The sequence below is a fragment of the Kineococcus rubinsiae genome, from assembly GCF_011839805.1.
In the GTDB taxonomy this organism is placed as follows: domain Bacteria; phylum Actinomycetota; class Actinomycetes; order Actinomycetales; family Kineococcaceae; genus Kineococcus; species Kineococcus rubinsiae.
This window is the reverse complement of sequence record NZ_VWPY01000074.1, coordinates 1-17,593: the sequence shown is the minus strand read 5'-3', so window position 1 is coordinate 17,593 and position 17,593 is coordinate 1. Positions and strand designations below refer to the sequence as shown.

General features: G+C 68.2%; 20 protein-coding genes. 16 read left to right on the top strand and 4 right to left on the bottom strand.

The window, feature by feature from the left end; genetic code table 11:
• Nucleotides 1–486: 486 nt before the first annotated feature.
• The 5 genes from F1544_RS21385 to F1544_RS21365 all read left to right on the top strand — a co-directional run bounded on the left by F1544_RS21385 (nt 487) and on the right by F1544_RS21365 (nt 5,122).
• Nucleotides 487–1,140 carry a hypothetical protein gene (locus F1544_RS21385; RefSeq protein ID WP_167588225.1) on the top strand — a complete coding sequence of 218 codons (654 nt, stop codon included), beginning with the start codon at nt 487–489 and terminating at the stop codon, nt 1,138–1,140.
• A complete protein-coding gene (locus F1544_RS21380) occupies nt 1,137–2,192 on the top strand; it encodes a relaxase/mobilization nuclease domain-containing protein (protein ID WP_167588224.1) in 1,056 nt (351 codons plus the stop codon). Before F1544_RS21385 ends, F1544_RS21380 begins: the two co-directional genes overlap by 4 nt.
• 47 nt (nt 2,193–2,239) lie before the next feature.
• Entirely contained in the window at nt 2,240–4,138 is a 1,899-nt protein-coding gene (locus F1544_RS21375) for a type IV secretory system conjugative DNA transfer family protein (RefSeq protein ID WP_167588223.1), read from the top strand.
• Between the two features lie 94 nt (nt 4,139–4,232).
• A complete protein-coding gene (locus F1544_RS21370; protein ID WP_167588222.1) occupies nt 4,233–4,634 on the top strand; it encodes a hypothetical protein in 402 nt (133 codons plus the stop codon).
• Between the two features lie 116 nt (nt 4,635–4,750).
• Entirely contained in the window at nt 4,751–5,122 is a 372-nt protein-coding gene (locus F1544_RS21365; protein ID WP_167588221.1) for an Lsr2 family DNA-binding protein, read from the top strand.
• A gap of 5 nt (nt 5,123–5,127) precedes the next feature.
• Here F1544_RS21365 and F1544_RS21360 read toward each other — a convergent pair whose 3' ends face one another.
• On the bottom strand, nt 5,128–5,997 hold the full coding sequence (locus tag F1544_RS21360) for an oxygenase MpaB family protein (protein WP_244309454.1): 870 nt from the start codon (nt 5,995–5,997) through the stop codon (nt 5,128–5,130).
• A 605-nt stretch (nt 5,998–6,602) separates the two neighbouring features.
• On the opposite strand from F1544_RS21360, the gene F1544_RS21355 reads away from it, so the two are divergent.
• The 8 genes from F1544_RS21355 (at nt 6,603) to F1544_RS25950 (ending at nt 13,304) form a co-directional block, all read left to right on the top strand.
• On the top strand, nt 6,603–7,562 hold the full coding sequence (locus tag F1544_RS21355) for a DNA-methyltransferase (RefSeq protein ID WP_208972363.1): 960 nt from the start codon (nt 6,603–6,605) through the stop codon (nt 7,560–7,562).
• A complete protein-coding gene (locus F1544_RS21350; protein WP_167588219.1) occupies nt 7,562–8,665 on the top strand; it encodes a hypothetical protein in 1,104 nt (367 codons plus the stop codon). The genes F1544_RS21355 and F1544_RS21350 overlap by 1 nt, the downstream gene beginning before the upstream one ends.
• A gap of 1 nt (nt 8,666) precedes the next feature.
• Nucleotides 8,667–8,972: a hypothetical protein gene (locus tag F1544_RS21345; RefSeq protein ID WP_167588218.1), complete on the top strand. Its 306-nt coding sequence runs from the start codon at nt 8,667–8,669 to the stop codon at nt 8,970–8,972.
• Nucleotides 8,973–9,235: 263 nt separating this feature from the next.
• A complete protein-coding gene (locus F1544_RS21340) occupies nt 9,236–9,784 on the top strand; it encodes a KwaA family protein (protein WP_506318477.1) in 549 nt (182 codons plus the stop codon).
• A 33-nt stretch (nt 9,785–9,817) separates the two neighbouring features.
• Entirely contained in the window at nt 9,818–10,810 is a 993-nt protein-coding gene (locus F1544_RS21335; RefSeq protein WP_167588216.1) for a hypothetical protein, read from the top strand.
• A 32-nt stretch (nt 10,811–10,842) separates the two neighbouring features.
• The gene (locus tag F1544_RS21330) at nt 10,843–11,559 is read left to right on the top strand and encodes a hypothetical protein (protein ID WP_167588215.1); all 717 of its coding nucleotides are present in this window, start codon (nt 10,843–10,845) and stop codon (nt 11,557–11,559) included.
• A 270-nt stretch (nt 11,560–11,829) separates the two neighbouring features.
• A complete protein-coding gene (locus F1544_RS21325) occupies nt 11,830–12,444 on the top strand; it encodes a recombinase family protein (RefSeq protein WP_167588214.1) in 615 nt (204 codons plus the stop codon).
• Between the two features lie 20 nt (nt 12,445–12,464).
• Nucleotides 12,465–13,304, top strand: a complete 840-nt coding sequence (locus F1544_RS25950) for a PAS domain-containing protein (RefSeq protein ID WP_167588213.1) — start codon at nt 12,465–12,467, stop codon at nt 13,302–13,304.
• 34 nt (nt 13,305–13,338) lie between these two features.
• Here F1544_RS25950 and F1544_RS21315 read toward each other — a convergent pair whose 3' ends face one another.
• Nucleotides 13,339–13,536 (bottom strand): hypothetical protein, encoded by a 198-nt coding sequence (locus F1544_RS21315; RefSeq protein WP_167588212.1) that lies wholly within the window; start codon nt 13,534–13,536, stop codon nt 13,339–13,341.
• 356 nt (nt 13,537–13,892) lie between these two features.
• Between F1544_RS21315 and F1544_RS21310 the strand changes: the two genes are divergently transcribed.
• The 3 genes from F1544_RS21310 to F1544_RS21300 all read left to right on the top strand — a co-directional run bounded on the left by F1544_RS21310 (nt 13,893) and on the right by F1544_RS21300 (nt 15,837).
• The gene (locus tag F1544_RS21310) at nt 13,893–14,432 is read left to right on the top strand and encodes a hypothetical protein (RefSeq protein ID WP_167588211.1); all 540 of its coding nucleotides are present in this window, start codon (nt 13,893–13,895) and stop codon (nt 14,430–14,432) included.
• 275 nt (nt 14,433–14,707) lie between these two features.
• Nucleotides 14,708–15,550, top strand: coding sequence for a ParA family protein (locus tag F1544_RS21305; protein ID WP_167588210.1), 843 nt, complete (start codon nt 14,708–14,710; stop codon nt 15,548–15,550).
• Nucleotides 15,550–15,837: a ribbon-helix-helix domain-containing protein gene (locus F1544_RS21300; RefSeq protein ID WP_167588209.1), complete on the top strand. Its 288-nt coding sequence runs from the start codon at nt 15,550–15,552 to the stop codon at nt 15,835–15,837. The genes F1544_RS21305 and F1544_RS21300 overlap by 1 nt, the downstream gene beginning before the upstream one ends.
• A gap of 97 nt (nt 15,838–15,934) precedes the next feature.
• On the opposite strand, the gene F1544_RS21295 is transcribed toward F1544_RS21300, so the two are convergent.
• A complete protein-coding gene (locus tag F1544_RS21295) occupies nt 15,935–16,180 on the bottom strand; it encodes a sigma factor-like helix-turn-helix DNA-binding protein (protein ID WP_167588208.1) in 246 nt (81 codons plus the stop codon).
• Between the two features lie 34 nt (nt 16,181–16,214).
• On the bottom strand, nt 16,215–17,243 hold the full coding sequence (locus F1544_RS21290) for a replication initiation protein (RefSeq protein ID WP_167588207.1): 1,029 nt from the start codon (nt 17,241–17,243) through the stop codon (nt 16,215–16,217).
• Nucleotides 17,244–17,593: the final 350 nt, after the last annotated feature.

Sequence of the window (17,593 nt, the reverse complement as noted above, 5' to 3'; positions counted from 1 at the left end):
ATCAGGTAGTTCCCTCCTCCGGGCTCTCCCTGGCTCCTCGCCGACCGCCCTGGATCCCAGCCCCAGACAGGCGACCCGCTACCGGAGGTCCCGTGGTGCTGCTCTCTGGCGTGCCCCTCTCCCAGCCCTGCACCTACTAGTCCTGCTGTCGCGGGCACTGCCGTGCCTGCCCTCCGCTAGTCCGGTAGCGATCAGGCCTGACACGAGGACTCCACGACCGCTAGTCGCCTCGTGCTGTAGATGACCGAAGGCCGGCTCCTAGCGGCCGCGCGCACGGCGCCAGGGCGCCGCACGACCTACAGCCCTGCGGGCTGTCCCGGCGCGCTAGGGCGCACCGGGCGCGACGTGCCGAGCCACGGACGAACGAGAGCGAAGCAGTGAGTGGCGGGGGGAGCGAGATATAGCCCAACGCTTCGCTTATGGGCTAGCCTCGCTCCCACTCGCTCCGCTCGCAGGAGGGCACCACCCCTCGCTGCGCTCGGTGCGGTGGTCCAGCCGGACGGCTGGACCAGGGCCGGACAGGAGCGCGCAGGCATGGTCAGGGGCACGCCGGGGAAGAAGCGCACGCACACCATCTCGGTGCGCGTGGACCCCGACGCGCTGGCCGCGTGGGACGCGGCCCGAGAGGCGTCCGGGCGCAAGGAGATGGGCGCGTGGGTGCGTGCGGTGGTCGAGGACGCGATCGGCACCTACGCCCCGGGGCAGCGTCCGGGCGATGTGCCGCGCGTGCCGGAGGTCAACGCCGAGGCGTACGCGCACCTGACGGCGGCGGCGAACAACCTCAACCAGCTGACCCGCTACAGCCACCAGGACGAGGCGCTGCATCCGGAGGTGGTGGCCGCGATCCGGCTGGTGGTCGCAGCGGCGTGGGAGGTGCGCGGGCTGGCGGGTCGGGTCGGTGGCCCGAGCGCGCAGCCGGACCCGGAGGTGTGGGCGAAGGTGGCTGCCGCGCCCGCTTCCGGTCCTCGGGCCGGGGCGGCCCTGCGGTCCGGGTCGGCCTTGCCACTGGATGCCGCGCAGCAGCCTGAGCAGGACGAGCCCGAGACGACGAGCGCGCAGCCGGCCCCGGTCAGCGGCGAGGAGACCACCGCGGATCGGGTGCGCTCGATCATGGAAGGTCTGCGGGGGAAGTCGTCGTGATCCCACGCATCAGCAAGGGTGGATCGGCGCGGGCGGCGCTGGCCTACGACTACGGCCCCGGCAAGCGCGAGGAGCACGTCAACCCCCGCACCGTGGCGGGCAACCTGCCCGGGGACTGGCGCGACCAGGCCGCCGTCATGGACGGGCACGCCAAGCTCACCCGCCCCGAGGTCGAGCAGCACGTCTGGCGATCAAGCCTGCGCGCCGCCGAGCAGGACCGGACCCTGACCGATGCCGAGTGGGGCCAGGCCGCCGAGACCTACATCAAGCACATGAGCTTCGACGACGCCCCGTGGACGGCCACCCGGCACGGGGACGACCACATCCACCTGACCGTCTCGCGCGTGCGCTGGAACGGGAAGCTCACCGACATCAACCAGGACTACGCCCGCGCGCAGGGCGCGGCCCGCACCGTCGAGCGTGACTACGACCTGGTCGACGCCTCCACCCGCTACGACCGCGCCCGCCCGCAGGTCAGCCACGGCGAACGCGAGTCCGCCGAGCGGCGTGGCGTGCAGCCCGAGCGCGACCAGCTCCGCGAGCGCGTCGACGCGGCCACGGCCCGCAGCGGCGGCACCCTCGACGGCTTCGACCGCGAGCTGGCCGAGCAAGGCGTGGTCCACAAGCGCAACCAGGCCTCCACTGGCCGTGTCAGCGGCTACTCCTACGGTCTGGCCGGTCACACCGACCAGACCGGAGAGCAGGTCTGGTTCAAGGGCTCAGCACTCGGCAAGGACTACCGCTGGGCCACCACCCAAGACCGCATCACCCACAGCAGGTCGCAGACCGACCGGTCTGACGGAGGCCCCGAGCCCCTGGCGGCGCGCAGCCCTAGCCAAGAGAACGCGCCGCGACCTGCCGACCAGAAAGGGATCGAAATGGACGAGCAGGCCAGGCCGGTCGGGGAGTCCGGCCCCCAGCAGGAGGCTACGAGCCCCCAGCAGGAGCCGAGGACCGAAGGTCCGCCAGACAGCGCAGCAGAGCGGACACGCTCGATCATGGAGCGGCTGCGAGGACAAGAGCAGGACCGGGACCAGGGGCAGGAGCGGTGAGCGGCTGGGGACCGCAGTCCCACGGCTACGCGACCTTGCCGGGGCAGATGAAGCTGCCCGTGCTGCCTGCCTTCTGGGTGGCGATGGTGACCAGCATCGTCGTGCCGTTCGCGGTCATGCTGCCCATCTCCATTGGGCTGGGCACGGTGGGCGCCACTGAGTCCGGGGGGTCGGTCCTGGGCCAGGCGTTCGGCTGGTTTTTCCTCATGGGGCTCGGGCTGGACGTGCTCCTAGCGGTCGGCGGCTTCCTCGTGAGCCGTCGTCACCGTCGCGACGTCGTCAGCTACGACGGGCGCCGGGGCTACAGCACGGTCGGGCTGATCGCGTGGCTCCTGCTGACCCCGTGGGCGTGCGGGGCCTACTTCGCGGGCTACGGCCTGGGCATCGCAACGGCCCGGTTCCGAGTGCCGCGAGCACGACGCCGCCCGGTCACGACGTCGGAGACGCTGCGGGCGGCGCTGGCCGAGGTGGTCGTGGGCGAGGTCGTCGCACAGCCCTCTGACGCGCTCGCCCACGTCCAGGGCCTGGCCGTGGACAACCCATGGGGCAAGGCCGGTGGGCACGTCGGCTGGTACGAGGGCCGCTACCTCAGCGCCAACCCCCGGGGCGGCGTGCTGGTCATCGGCGCGCCGGGGTCGGGGAAGTCGTCGGCGTTCCTCATCCCTTCCGTGGTGGTGGCACCGGGGGCCTGCGTCGCCTCCTCCATCAAGGGCGACGTGATGGAGGCCACCGCCCGGATCCGCACCCGTCTGGGACGGGTCTGGCACTTCGACCCAGGCGGGCAGGAGCCGACCATCCCCGGCGTGCAGGTGGCCCGCTGGTCGCCGCTGGTGTCCATCCACTCGTGGGAGGACGCCCGGCGCATGGGCAACCGCATGGCCGAGCCGATGCGAAAGGCCGGCGGGGAAGGCAACGGGGCGCACTTCATCGACCGGGCACGGGACTGGCTGGAAGTCTTGATGTACGCCGCCGTGCTGGGCGGGCACCCCATCGCCAAGGCCGCGGACTGGTCCTCGACCGCCACGGACATGAAGGAGGGCGGCACCGTCGAGCAGGTCATCTCCCTGCTCGTGGCCGCCGAGGAGAGGGGCGACCGGGGCGCGGGCATCGCCCGCATCCAGTTGCAGGGCCTGCTGGCCCTGGACGACCGGGAGCGGTCGGGCATCTCGTCTTCGGTGGTGCGGATGATGCGCCTGTACGGCAGTGTCGTGGCCCGCGACCTGGGCGAGACGCCCAATTTCGACCCGGTGGCCTTCGTGCGCAGCAGCGACACGCTCTACGTCACGGCGAGCCCCGAACGGCAGCAGGAGTACGCCCCCCTCATCGCCAGCCTGCTCGAGGAAATCCGGTTCGCCACCTACGCACGTCACGCGGCGGAGGAGACTGGGCGGGAGCCCAAGCGACCGCACGTCACTTTCGTGCTGGACGAGGCCAACAACACCGCACCGATCCCCCTGCCAGCGATCATCAGCGAGGCCGGTGGGCAGTCGCTGCACGTCGTCGTCGGCATCCAGGACCTCTCCCGCGCCCGTGCCCGCTGGGGTCAGGAGGCGGACGGCTTCCTCACCCTTTTCCCGACCAAGCTCGTGCTCCCCGGCCTGGTCGAGCCGTACACGCTCGACGCCCTCAGCAATGCCGCGGGCGAGTACGACCGGCAGATGGTCGGGTTCAGCGAGAGCACCGCCTACGTCGGCCAGCACGGCATTCCGACGAAGCAGACGAGCCCGACCTACTCGGTGCAGCGGCAGAAGGTCCTGCATCAGGGCGACATCGCCAACCTCCCTCAGGGCACGGCCCTGCTGTGGGAGGGCGCGACCTGGCACCAGGTCCAGGTCGGTATGCACTGGCAGCACCCGACCTGGCGGCGGGTGATCGAGCAGGCTGCGAGCTGGGACCCGCTGCGGTACCCGAGCCTCGACGCTACGCGGCCCGCCGCGACAGGCTGACCCAACAAGCTCCCCCGCTCAGACGGGGGTCAGGCGCACCGGCCCAGCCACCCGGCGCGCAGCAAGCACCAACCGACGAAAGGGACCGAGAACGATGAACCAGAAGCGCACTGTCCGAACCCTGCTGAGCGTGGCGGCTGTCTCCGGAGTCCTCTCCGTGGGCTTCGCCACCGCCCAGGCCGTCGTGCAGGAGCCCACCGCCGCTGCGACCTCAGTGGCGACCGCACAGCCGGTCTGCAAGGAGACCGGCACCGGCAACAGCTTCGTCTGCGCCCTGCCGACCGCCACCGGCCCGGCTTACGCCACCGCCGACAGCGACTGCCCGGCACTGGTGGGCCCGGTGCGACTCAACGCCGCGGCGGCCGTCGACAACCTGACGCGCTGCACGCAGTCTGCGCAGGAGGCCGTCCGCACGGTCGTCGGCTCTGCGGTGACCTCCTGGGAGGGCCGCGGCCTCGAAGGCCGTGAGGTCTGGGACCGTCTGCCCGTGAGCTGAGTCAGCACGCCCGACAGGGCTGGGGTGGTCGGTGCGAACAGCGCCGACCACCCCAGCCCTCGCGGAGGTGACGGCATGGCCTCGCGGGAGCAACGCTAAAAGAACGGATTGACAGAATGCTTACTGACGATAGCTTCTCAGTGGACTACCCTATTATCTTTCGGCCCCCGAAGGGCTCAGAAGACGAAGCGCTATTGCTCGCCATTCAAGGGCTTCCTCAAGGAAGCGAAGAACGTCACGAGGCTATGGCGGCCCTCTATTCGGCTTTAGCGCGAGCAGAGCACCGGGCTGCGGACGAAGCGCGGGCAAAGAAGGCACGCAAGGCCAAGGCCGCTAACCCGCGCCAGACCGAAGCCCCTGCCCCTGCGCCTGCTCGCGGGTATGACCTGAGCGAGGTTCGTACGTGGCTGCGCTCCAACGGCCATAAGGTCGCCGACCGTGGCCGCGTCTCTCAGACGTTGCTGGAGGAGTACGACAAGGCGCACTGACCGAGCTAGAGCCAGATCGGGCGCGGCCCCAGGCCGATGCGGTAGCGAGCGGCCTCCTCGACCGGGCTGAGTCGACCCATGACGGCGTTGAGCAGGCCAAGCTGCGCACGAGCCTGCTGCAGGCGCAGCGTCCGCTCCACACCGCCCACGGAGCGTCCCGGCACTCGAGCGAGAGACGCCACGGTGGGTGAGACCAGGAACTTGGCTGCGTTGGACAAGCCCGCGTAGAACCGCTCTTCAAGAGCGTTGAGGCCGGGCGGCACGAGGACGAACTCAGACAGGTACTCGGGCACCTGCTCTAAGTCGGGCCGGATCGCCTCAAGAGCCTCCGCGAGCTCAGCGGCCGACGAGGGAAGGTCAGTGGCGCCCAGCGCCTCAGCCCCGCGCCGCCAATCGTGGACGTAGGTGTCCGCCCAACGCTTCCCGAACCGGGGCACGAGCGTCCTGTTGAAAGCCTGGGCAGAGGCCAGCAGCCCGTCAGCCAAAGCCATGAAGACCCAGCGCAAAAGCTTCGGGTCCGAGGCCGCGTAGGCACGGCCCTTGTCGTCGCTGCCCTGGACCTTCGTGTGCAGTCCTCTGACCCACCCGGCAGTGCGCTCCGACAGCTCGGCAGAGCCAAAAGTCGTCACCAGAACCCACTGTGATGTGCCGGCCATCCGCTTCCACGGGTCGCCCTGGAAATTGGAGTGCCTCTCCACCCCGGCCCAGGCCGACGGGTGAGTGCCCAGCTCGAACAGGGCACTGATGCCGCCGACGATGGTGGAGACGTCCCCATGGACCGCCCACACCACCCCGTTGGGCTCGAACCAGCCGGGACCATTGCCAACGGTGGCGATCTCCCGGACCCAGGGCGGGGTCCCAGCGGGGTGGCCCATAGATCGAGTGTGGAAGCTGTCGAAGACCCGGTCCGCCACAGCAGCAGGGATCAGTCCGCGTTGAGCTCGCCTGCTAGGTGCGGGGGCAGCCTCGGTAGTCATGAGCGAACCCCATCACATGCGTCAGACGGCCCGCCGTATCGCGGAGCACGGCATCAATAGCCAAGATTGATTCTGTCCAGCCAAGCCCACCGGCTCATCGGCTGCCTGTGATCGTGCACCTCTTCGGAGGGCCGTCGGGCACGCTCGGCGGCCAACTCTGCTGTCAACCGCGTCACCTCGCCCCTGAGAAGCGTGAGCTCTTGCAGGGCCGGTGGGTCAGGCTGACCTGTCATATCCAGAGCATGACGGATCTCAGGGGCGGGCGGCAGGTGGTGCTCGGAGCGGCTAAACCTGTCAGACCAGCCCGGCGGTGGAAGCGTGCGACCTGGCCGGGTGGGAGGAAGCGTCAGCACGGCGGCGTCTTGCCAGTCCGACTGCTGCGGAGCCACGGTCTAGAGAGCCATGGCTACGAACGCACGACGTCATGGGAGTACGGGCTGCGGGGCGGAGGCCACCCGCCCCCGACGTGTGCACGTGTCGGAGCCCGATGGCACGGTCCGGCGGTGTCTACCATCGAGACCGTGTCGTCGCCGTCTGTCCCGTCTGTCCGCCCAGCCGTTCCGCGCGACCCAAGCAAGGCACTGGGGCAGCTTTTGGCAGAGGGCGTGACCTGGGGCGACGCGCTCGAGTGGCTGCCGGCCCTGCCTAAAGAGTCGGTAGACCTCTTTTTCACCAGCCCGCCATACGCGGATGCGCGGGCCTACTCAAAGATCCACCCTGACCACTACGTCGACTGGTTTCTGCCCTTTGCCGAGGCGATGCTTGAGGCGACCAGCGACACTGGGTCCCTGATCATCAATATTAAGAACCGCGTCGCCGGAAGTGGCTCTTTGCGCGGTCAGCGTCACCCGTACGTCTATCAGCTGGTGATTGCCCTTCAGCAGATGGGCTGGCGTTGGCTTGAAACATACATCTGGGCCAAGCCAAACGCTATCCCGGGGCGCTTTGGCCCGCGCACGAAGGACTCCTTCGAGTACGTCTACCACTTCGCTAAAGGCGCCAAACCGCATTTCGACCTCGACGCCATTCGGGTGCCCTACAAAGCTGACGCTGAGGAGATCGCTCGGCGCGCTAAGGACACGCTGGGCCGCCGCTCCACCGAGGCGGGCTTCGGGCGCGATCGCACCAAGACGTACCTGCTCGGAGGCGCTGACCCGGGCAACGTGGTCTCGGTGCCGCAGTCTTACAACCAGCACAAGGGCTTCGCTCACACCGCGCTGATGCCTGAGGGCCTGGCGTCTTTCTTCGTACGCGCTGCGAGTCCCCAGGGTGGGATTGTCCTGGACCCCTTCGCCGGCGGATCGACCACGGCCGCCGTGGCACGCCAGCTGGGACGTCAGGCGGGTGGCTTGGAGCTGCACCGAGACTTCGTCGTCGAGGGTCGGCGTCGGCTAAGTGAGATCACCGCCGACGACGTGGTGCTCGATCTCGAAGGTGAGCTCATCGAGGTCGGCGTCGGCTGATGGTCACGCCTGCGCAGACCGTCGCCAAGATCCTCGGCGCGGGGTCGTGGGACCAGCGTGTCGCCCAGATGCGGCTGGTGAGCCAAAACCACGGCACTGGCGAGCACGCGGGGATCTACGCCGAGGTGGCCCGCCAGGGCTATGTCCCCAACCTCTCCCCGGACTTTGCCTACATCCACGACTCCCCCTTCTACGAGCTGCCCTACTTCCGCGCGGCTTATGTCCTGGCCCACAAAGGCACCAACGGCTTCACCGCCGTGACCGCCTCGGACCTGGCCCGGGTGGTCAAGGCTGAACCCACTGCGCTTCTCGCGCTGCGCACGCTCACCGGGTTGACCAAGACAGAGTTCGCCCACTCCACCGCTCTCATCGCCGCGGCCCACAACATCGACGCGCTCAGCGACGCGAAGGTCATGGCCAGCGAGTCGAAGGGGACGCGGCTCAGCGACGAGCAGGCCAAGGTCATCGGGCTCACTTTGGCCGGGATCCTCGAGGGAACCCTCTTCGCCGCGCCGCCGACCACCGACGTCCGCGTGAAGCAGAAGAAGCCCGACACCACCAACGGCTGGAGTTCCGTGCGTGACTACGCCACTCACGGCGTACCGCTTGAGGTGCTGCTGCACCAGCGTCACTACGGCGGTGCCTTCCGCCAGGTGCTCGACGCAACCTCGACTCGCCGCGGTGACCTCATCGAGGACGCGGTCGAGGAGCTCTTCACCCGCGAGGGAGTGCCGCACATCCGCACCGGCTCGCACAACCAGGCTGAAATCGCCGACCGCTTCGAGGTACAGGTAGCCCCGGCGCCGGACTTCGTCGTCTACGACCAAGCCAGCGGGAACTTGCGGGCGATGCTCGAGTGCAAGCTGGTCAGCGATGGCGGTACCGCCCGTGACAAGGCGCTTCGTTTTGAGCGGCTCAGGGCGGAGTCGGTGCGTCTCGGCGGGGTGCCGCTGCTGGCCGTCCTGGGCGGCATGGGTTGGACCCGGGTCAACGACACACTCGGGCCAGTGCTGCGTGACACCGAGGGCAGAGTGTTCACCCTGAGCACGCTCGACGAGATGCTTACCGTCGCCCCGTTTCCCCAGCTCGTCGGGCAGGTCTGAAGTGACCGAGGAGCCGTCCCTCTTCGGTGACGACCCAGCACCGGCACAAGAGCCCGCCGACGAACTGGCCGCGCCATGGCAGGTCAAGCTCCTGCGCGAGATGCTCGACGCGCGCGGGCTGAAGACCATGGACGAGCGTCAGCGGGCGATCGAGGAGGCTGCGGGCCACGCTGTTGAGTCGCTCAAGACGCTGACGCGCAAGGACGCGTTGACGGTGGTCGAGCACCTCGGTCAGACGAAGACCAAGTCAGCCGAGCGCTCCAGCTGGGACGAACGCGAGGGCAACACCTGGATCGACAATCTTTGATGCGGATCGTCATTGGGCCGGCCCAGCTCTGCCACGGAGCGGCGACGACCGCAGGACTAAGAGCGACCGGCAGTAGGCGTAGCTTTACGACTACGACGCTCACTCCGGCGCCGACAAGCTCAGCGCTTGCAACGTCCTGAGACGGTCCTGGGAGTGGGAGTGTCAGAGCGGGCGGTTACGGTCGATCCCATGGTGCTGGAGCTACGGGCTGCGCAACGTCGCGACGTCGCGGCGAGATCGCACGTGCCGGCGGCCTGCAGCCTATGAGCAGCGGAGGACCATCTGCCGTCTCACCAAGTGCACGCCGAGCCGAGGCAGTAGTTCGCACGTGGCTCTTCCTCGTCTCCTACGCGCCACTGGCGTTGATCGTCGGCTTACGAGCCTTGCCGGACTGGCGATGGGTCGCGATCGGGGCCGGTTCAGGGATGCTCCTCACGCTGCTGCTGTGGATCGCGTTGCGGCAGCAACGGCACTCCGGCGACTGGCCAGTCACGCTGACCGAAGTCCGGGGTCAGGGAGCGGCGGTCTCCGGTTACTTGGCCACCTACTTGCTGCCCTTCCTCTCCACTGCCCCCGAGAGCCTGGGGGCTTGGGGGGCCTACGCGGTCTTCTTCCTCGTCGCCATGATCGTCTACATCCGATCCGACCTAGCGATGGTCAACCCCACGCTGTACCTACTCGGCTACCGCCTGTCTGAAGCAAGCGACGGTTCCCGCACGGTTCTGGTGATCAGTCGAGCTCCACTCCGCGCCGGAGAGTCGGTTCGCGTCACCAGCTTCCTCGATGCTTATGTAGTCAAGCAAGGAAGCTGATCACGAACCGTCAAGGACGAGGTGAGTGTTGTCGTGGCACCTGATCCCGCACTACCTGACCTGCGCTGGGACACCGCCCCCCGACTGATCGTGGGTTGGCGCGACGGTGCGTCCCTCGCTGGTGGCCGGGTCCCACTCGACGAGAACGTCTTGGAGGATCTACGTGAGATCGCTCGCGAGACGTTGCAGCAGCTGCAGGACAGTGAGACCCGCGAGTACGAACCGAACGCCGCCCTAGACCAGGGCGAGCAGCACTTCACCATCCCCTTGGCAGACCTGCCTACGCAGATCGCTCCTACAGCCACCGCGGTCGCAGGCGGTGGGGCCGTCGCGCCCTCGCCCTCGACGGCCGCCATGTTGGCCCTGACGAGCACGCCAGACAGCTTGAACTCGTTGCACCCCTCCCAGTTGAAGCAGCACTCTTACCTCTTCTACGGGCTGGTGTTCGACACTGTCGGTGGTGAGACCGTCACCTTTGTCAAGAAGGTCGACCCCGCGAAGAGCGCCGCCGGTTACCGCATCAGCCTGCTGGGACGCGACGTTCTACGGCGTACTCCCCCGCCCCGGCTTGTCCTCTCCCATGACATCGACCTGCTCATCACCCAGCAACACGTCCTTGTGCGGCGTAAGCCCGCGTTCGACCGCCTCTTTAACGACGTCAAGGTTGCACTACAGGACGCCCCAGCCAACATCGCCCGCACCAAGACCTCCTTAAGCGGCAAGGTTGCTCTTTCGGCAGCTGCGGAGACTGCGCTGACAGAGGTGGGTACCAAGCGTCCTACGTACGCCACCCGGCTCCGCGCTCTCCCCGATCGAATCGACATCTTGGCGCTGACTGCTCAGAACGTCCGAGACCGCCTCACCGCCATGGGTAACGTGCACACCGACTTGCTCGACGGTGATGAGTTCAGCTTCGACGCTAAAAGCGTCGGGCTCTTCCTCGACCTGCTTGAAGGACGTCACTTCGACGATGAGTGGACAGGCACCCGCATGAAGGCCGACCGCATGTCCCACCACAAGCCCTAGTTCCGGCCTGGGGTGCAACTACAGTCAGCAGCATGGGGCGCATCAAGGGCTACTACGAGTGGGACGACGACCACCTCACGCCCGGCCAAAAGAAGGAGGGCGGCCTTCACCAAAATCTCTTCGACAGCGGCGGAAATCTTAAGGGAAGCGCTCGGTTCGTCCCCGACGAAGGGAGTGAGGGAAAACCCTTTCTCGTTACCGAGACGGTCTACGTCCCCGTCGAAGAGCGGCGAAGCACCCAAGATGATGAAGAGTTTGCGCAGGCCATCACTGTGCTGGTGCTCCATTTCCTCAAGTGGGGGGTTGTAAAAGCCAAGCCGTACGCCGAGCAGCGGTGGCGAAAATCTACTAAGCCAGTCATCGACGCCCAGAAAGCCAAGTTCGTCGAGCGGCGTTTGCGCCGCAGCGCAAAAAGAGAGATCGCCGCTGCCAATGCGACGCTAATTGAACCGTCGCGAGAATTGACGGAAATGTCGAGCGATGGCCGCCCCGACATGTCCCGGGCCGAAGCGCAGGCGCGCCTTTTAGCGGCGCTCGCTGCTCAGGTGTATAGCGACGAGCAGATGAGGCTTGTGGGCAGCGCTAATATGGTGGATGGCGAGGATTTCGCCGAAATTAAGCGCTCTCTGGCGCAACTTCCAGCGAATCAAGTCAAAGGCTTGATCGAGGCAATGGCGACCAAACCCTCGATGTTGGGTGAGGATACGCTGGCAGAAATTGCAAGCCTCTTGGGCCGGCAAGCTCTCTGAGTATGTGGCGGGGACGGGCGGCCAAACTTGTCCGGCATAGCGCCGGTGAGACAGATCGCGTTAATATCCAGCGGTTGTGATGCGGTTCTAATAGCGCTACCCGGTGGCGCCGCCTGCGCCTGAGGTAGCAATCTTGTCCGGTAGCCGACCGTCTACCGGGACACTCCCCCACCCTCACGGTGGCCAGTTCCCGCCTCAGTGAGGTCGTCCCGATAGACCCGTCCGCATTGCTGTCCCGCTCAGGGGCTCCATACGGCACACTCCCCCACCATGGACGGCATCAAGATCGGCTACGCCCGGGTCTCGACCACCGGGCAGGACCTCACCGCCCAACGCTCCGCCCTGACCGCCCTCGGTGTCGAGGACGATCGCGTCTACGTCGACCACGGCCTGACCGGCACCAACCGTGCCCGCCCGGGCCTACGCGAGGCCCTGGCCGCGTGCCGGGCCGGCGACACCCTGGTCGTGACCAAGCTGGACCGGTTGGCCCGGTCCCTGCCCGATGCCCGCGACATTGTCGACGAGCTCACCACCCGCGGGGTCAAGCTCGCCCTCGGAGGCTCGGTGCACGACCCCACCGACCCCGTCGGGCGGCTGCTGTTCAACGTCTTGGCCATGGTCGCGGAGTTCGAGTCCGACCTGATCAAGATGCGCACCCGCGAAGGCCTGGCTGTGGCCCGCGCCGCGGGCAAGCTCCGCGGGCGCAAGCCCAAGCTCACTGCCCGCCAGGAGGAGCACCTGGTCGGTCTGTACCGGGCCGGCGACTCCAGCACTGCCGATCTGGCCGAGCTGTTCGGGGTGGGACGGTCCACTGTGTATCGAGCCATCGACCGTGCCGGTGAACTTGTGGTGGCCCCACCCCCGATCGGCGAGGATGCCGAATAGGAACGAAGAAAGGTGCATCGGTGGCTGAGTCGCTGGAAGTGGAGCACCAGCGTCGTCTGTGCGCTGAGCGAGTGCAGGCGATGCTGCAGCAGATGTGGGGTGATGAGCTCCCCCCTGGCCCTGCCTCCGCGTTGACCGCGTTGATCGACGCAGTCGGTATCGACGACTTCCACGGTGTCGAAGATCGGGTGGTGAGCCAGGGCGACGGGGTGAGCTACCAGGTGCTGGCCGTGCTGTGGCAGCACTACCTCAACCACCCCCATGCTGATCCCTCCTGCCTGCAGCTGGGATCAGGTCTGCGCCTGCCGCAGGTGCTCACCGAGCGGCTGCAGGCTCTGCAGCTGCTACCTGTCCCGGCCGCCGCCCTCGCCGGACCTGCATCTCCTGCACCCGCGACACCTGAGCCAGGTGAGATCGATCTGAGGGAAGTCGAGCCGCGGACCGGCCCGGTCCCGGTGGTGGCCGAGGTCGCTGAGTCCGCCCACGTGGGGATGTGGGAGCTGGACCCGCACAACGACACCGTGGCCTTCGATGCCGTCACCGCCCGGTTGATCGGGGCTGGTGAGGTCGCTGGGCACTCCACCGTGAGCGGGCACCTGGCCGAGCTGGTCCACCCCGATGACCGCGCACAGGTCACCTCGGCCCTGCAGGAGGCGGTGAGCAACGAGACGGCGTACCGGGTCCGTTTTCGGGTGCGCTCGGCCACCGGAGCCATCACGCACCTGATCAGTCACGGCCGGGTGCTGCGCAAGCCCAGTGATCCCTCTCCCCGCTTGACCGGGTATCTGACCATCGACCGCGACCACAGCGCTGAGCGTGATGAGGGTGCACATCCGTACACGACGACCGACCTGACCTGATGCCTTCCAGAGCCGACGCCTTCCAGAGCCGGTGTCAATTGCGGTGCTTGCCCAGCACGGCGTCGATGGCTGCGGTGGTGCTGCTCACCCCGAGGATGTGACGTAGCTGGGTCAGGCGTGCAGCCAGGGCCGGGAGCTCCAGCCCCAACGATGCCGCGGTCTCCACTGCCGAGTGCCCTGCCCCCAGCATCATCAGCACGTGGTGGTCCTGCTCGGTCAGCTGCTCATGCATCGCTGTCGGTGCCTCACCGTCTCAGCTGCCCACTGTGGCGCTGTCTGCACCACGGTCGGGCCTGACGAGGTGACTGTAGAACAGCCAGCCACCGGTACCGAAGAACCGGGCGCGTGCAATGCCGTCACAGATCGTTCTTGCGTATCGCACCACGAGTTCCCAGGGCAGTCGCGCTGGCTGATCCGGCGTCTCTAAAACGGTCGTCGTGAGACGGCTCAGATACCCGCCTAGCCAGGGGTGAGCGGTTAAGTGCACCGAAGGGGTTGCGGACTATCGTCGGACCTGTCACGATAGATGAGCAAGCAGGGGCTACAACTAAATGTCTTCCCTGGAACTCAACTATCTGAGAGGTTCACATGCTTCACATCACCCTGGGCGAGCGTCGACCGGTCGACCTCAACGAGGACGAGCTCGGCCGCGACCACGTCGGCTACGCCTCAGACATGTCTCCCGACGACTTGTACGCCGCCAACCGCGGCTGCTGGGTCTTCGGGGAGCGCGCCAGTGAAGAGCGCTACGCCCTGTTCAGCTACAAGGGCATCGTGCGCATGGCGGTGGCCATCGACACCATCGAGCCCGTCTCCAGCGCCCGACGCAGCAACCGCAGCGCCATCGTCGGCAAGGTGCTGCAGGACGGCGACCGTGTCCATGACATCTACGTCGGCGGCCCTTCGCCCATCACCGGCGTGCGCAACCCCGTCACCTACGTCCCCGACCCCCGCTTCGACGGGCGGGTGTGTGCCTGCGGCTGCGGCGAGGCCATCACCCGCGGCGATTGGGTACCCGGCCACGACCAGAAGGCCTTGCACAAGCGCATCGCCCAGATCGGCACCGTCAAGCAGTTCATCGAGTGGTTCGACGCCAACACCCCCCAGCCTGCCGAGGTGTCCCGCTAGGCAGATGCACCGGCGTTGAGGGTGGGGCCGGGGACGATCGAAGCGTCCCCGGCCCCACCCGGCATCATGCCTCCGCGTACCCACTAGGCCCCCGGTTCGGGCGTCGCACGCCTGGTCGATGTGAGACGTCGACCGCTCGGCGCCTAGCGCTGGACGTCCGGCGTGTGTGACGGCTCGGCGTGGGTCCCCTCCGTGAGGGGGTGGGACTGCTACACAGTGGCTACCCAACGGGTAGCCGCTGGGTAGTCCCGTCACCGCCGAGAGGACCGCCTGTCGTGTTCACCCTCGCGATCGCCAACCAGAAGGGCGGCGTGGCCAAGACGACCACCGCCGCCAACGTGGCCGACGCCGCGGCCGAGCTCGGCGCCCACGTCCTGCTGGTCGACCTCGACCAGCAGGGCAACGCCACAGCCCTGACCGACGCCACTCCCCGCGTCTTCGACGGCAACGCCTTCGGCAAGGCCCAGCAGCTGACCGTCTCGGATGCCCTCTACGCCGCGCAGGAGCGTGCGGGCGCCGTCGTGAAGGCGGGCACCGTGCACCAGGTCGCTGTCGCGGCCGGTGAGCACTGGTCGCCCAGGCTGCGCGTGGCGCCGGCCAACCAGGACCTCGCTGCCCGCAACGGCGAGACCTTCCCCGGCGCCGTCCAGCGCCTGGCCGTGGCGCTGCAGGAGGCTCCAGGGCCACTGGACCTGGTGGTCCTCGACTGCGGGCCCAGTCTCGGCGGGCTGTTCCTGGCCGCGATGCACGCCGCGGACGCGGTGGTGGTGGCCACCGAGGCCGCCGACAACGCCCTGGAGGGCATCCCCCGCACCCTGGAGGTCCTCGCCCAGGTTCGCGCCGCCCGTGGCGGGCAGGCGCCGCAGCTGCTGGGCGTGCTGCCCACTGCACTGGCACGCGAGGCCCGGCAGGGAGAGCTGCTGGACTTCCTGCGCCAGTCCTACCCGAGCGTGCTGACGCCGGTGCCCCGGCGGGCGGTGGTGCGCCAAGCCGAGGGCGCCCACGCTCCGGTCCGCGCCTTCGGTGCGGCCGGGCGCGAGGTCGCCGACGTCTACCGCCAGCTCGCCGAGCACGTCCTGGACGTGGCCGGCATCCGCCCGACCGAGGAAGTCTCCTGATGGCCAAGCCCCAGACCCGCCTGCCGCAGGTTGCCGCCCAGACCGTAGACGAGGCGGAGCCGAAGCTGACCCCGGCGCCGGACAACGGTCAGCCCTTCGCCGAGCACTCCGCGCAGCAGCTCCCGGCTGAGACGACGCGCATCCCGCGGCGAGGCAAGCAGCTGGGAGCACGCATCCCTACTGACCTCTACGAGCGCCTCGTGGCCTGCGCGGAGAGCACCCGCATCCCCCAGAGCCGCCTCATCGAGCGCGCGCTGGACGCTGAGCTCAAGACCCACGGCTTCTAGCTGTTGGGTATCCCGTGGCTACCAATTTGGTAGTCATTGGCTACCCACCGACTAACGGTTGGTAGCGGGGAACCGCGGCGCATCCACGAGCGCACAGTTAGGACGCCTGCGGCTGTTCCACGACGACCTGGGCCTCGGCGAGTTTTCTCGCCTCGTGCAGCAGACGGCCCACTGTGCCGATCGGTACGTCCATCTCCGCCGCGATCTCCCGGTGCTTCAGCCCGGTGGCCCGCAGCTCCACCGCGCGCTCTCGGCGGGCCTTTGCGCGGGCCAGGAAGTCACCGCGCGGCTCGGCGATGATGCGCCGGATCGTGACCGGGTGGACGCCGTATTCAGCAGCCATCTCCCGTGCCGTCTTCGTACGCCGCTCGGGTGTCTCAGCGCCCACTGCGGCCCCCCTCCCGGATCGCGTCGCGCAGTGCTGTGCGCTTCACGGTAAGCGCCTGTTGCGCCCTCAGGAGGTTCCGTCGGCTGGCTTCCACCTGCGCAGGAGTACGCATCCGACCTGCGACCTGCCCGCCGCGGACACGGCCGTCGACGACCGCCGGAGAGCTCAGCCCGTTCGTCGTGGCCGCTCCACGAGTGCCCCCCTTGGACCGGGCCTCGGCAGCGCTGGGCTGTGCTGCACGACGACGGCCGCGGACGGTCTGGACCACGATCAAGCCCTCGCGGGAGAGCTTGCGCCAGACCCATCGAGCGACCGACTGTGCGGTGGCGGTGACCTCGGCTGAGGGTAGGGGGACGGCGAACTCGACGTTGATGCCGAGGGCCACGGCCAGGACGGTCTGCTCCCACTCCAGGCGGTCGTCGTAGCGGTAGCGGGCCCGGTAGGCCCAGGTGCGCAGGCCGTCGAAGAGGTGGACGTTGCGGCCGAGCCCGGTGGCCTCGGTGGCGCGCTTGGGCAGGGTGCGGGGGAGCAGGTCACCGAGGCCGGTGGCGAGGTCGCGCAGCTCGTAGGGCTGGGCGCGGCCCCAGGTGGGGTACCAGCCCTCGTGGGTGGGGTTCTTGGTCAGCAGTCCGGCGTAGCCGGCGTCGCCGTCCAGGGCGCGGCGTAGGCCTTCCTGGACGCGGGCGGCGAAGGCGAGCGGCTCGGGACGCCCGGCGTCGGTGCGGCAGACCGGGGCGGACAGGACCCACCCGACGTGCCCGCGCCCGGACACACCCTCAGCGACCCACGACGGCTCCGGGTGATGCCGCGGAAGGCTGATGGCGCGCATGAGGGTGTCGCGATGGTCAACGTCGACGACGAGCATCGACAGCAGTGCCTTAGGGGAGTGCTCGAGGTAGCGCCGTTCCAGCGCTTGCTCCCGGCTCTGGCGCCAGCAGCCCAGCGCCAGGTCATCGGTGGCCAGCGGGCGCCGCGGGGTCCACGTGGCGGTCCAGCCCGCCGCGCTCATCCCCGTCATGAGGCGCAACCGTGGCAGCAAGATCGTGACACCTCGCCTGGACACGCCGACGAGGACCCAACTTTCTTCGGGTAGTGCGGTAGCCCTGCTCGTCTAGCCAAATCAGGTAGTTCCCTCCTCCGGGCTCTCCCTGGCTCCTCGCCGACCGCCCTGGATCCCAGCCCCAGACAGGCGACCCGCTACCGGAGGTCCCGTGGTGCTGCTCTCTGGCGTGCCCCTCTCCCAGCCCTGCACCTACTAGTCCTGCTGTCGCGGGCACTGCCGTGCCTGCCCTCCGCTAGTCCGGTAGCGATCAGGCCTGACACGAGGACTCCACGACCGCTAGTCGCCTCGTGCTGTAGATGTGACCG

Coding starts and splice junctions, on each gene's coding strand:
- F1544_RS21375 (WP_167588223.1), top strand. CDS start 2,240: ATGAAGCTGCCCGTGCTGCCTGCCTTCTGGGTGGCGATGGTGACCAGC.
- F1544_RS21370 (WP_167588222.1), top strand. CDS start 4,233: ATGAACCAGAAGCGCACTGTCCGAACCCTGCTGAGCGTGGCGGCTGTC.
- F1544_RS21365 (WP_167588221.1), top strand. CDS start 4,751: ATGCTTACTGACGATAGCTTCTCAGTGGACTACCCTATTATCTTTCGG.
- F1544_RS21360 (WP_244309454.1), bottom strand. CDS start 5,997: ATGGGCCACCCCGCTGGGACCCCGCCCTGGGTCCGGGAGATCGCCACC.
- F1544_RS21350 (WP_167588219.1), top strand. CDS start 7,562: ATGGTCACGCCTGCGCAGACCGTCGCCAAGATCCTCGGCGCGGGGTCG.
- F1544_RS21340 (WP_506318477.1), top strand. CDS start 9,236: ATGAGCAGCGGAGGACCATCTGCCGTCTCACCAAGTGCACGCCGAGCC.
- F1544_RS21330 (WP_167588215.1), top strand. CDS start 10,843: ATGGGGCGCATCAAGGGCTACTACGAGTGGGACGACGACCACCTCACG.
- F1544_RS21325 (WP_167588214.1), top strand. CDS start 11,830: ATGGACGGCATCAAGATCGGCTACGCCCGGGTCTCGACCACCGGGCAG.
- F1544_RS21315 (WP_167588212.1), bottom strand. CDS start 13,536: ATGCATGAGCAGCTGACCGAGCAGGACCACCACGTGCTGATGATGCTG.
- F1544_RS21310 (WP_167588211.1), top strand. CDS start 13,893: ATGCTTCACATCACCCTGGGCGAGCGTCGACCGGTCGACCTCAACGAG.
- F1544_RS21300 (WP_167588209.1), top strand. CDS start 15,550: ATGGCCAAGCCCCAGACCCGCCTGCCGCAGGTTGCCGCCCAGACCGTA.
- F1544_RS21295 (WP_167588208.1), bottom strand. CDS start 16,180: ATGGCTGCTGAATACGGCGTCCACCCGGTCACGATCCGGCGCATCATC.
- F1544_RS21290 (WP_167588207.1), bottom strand. CDS start 17,243: ATGACGGGGATGAGCGCGGCGGGCTGGACCGCCACGTGGACCCCGCGG.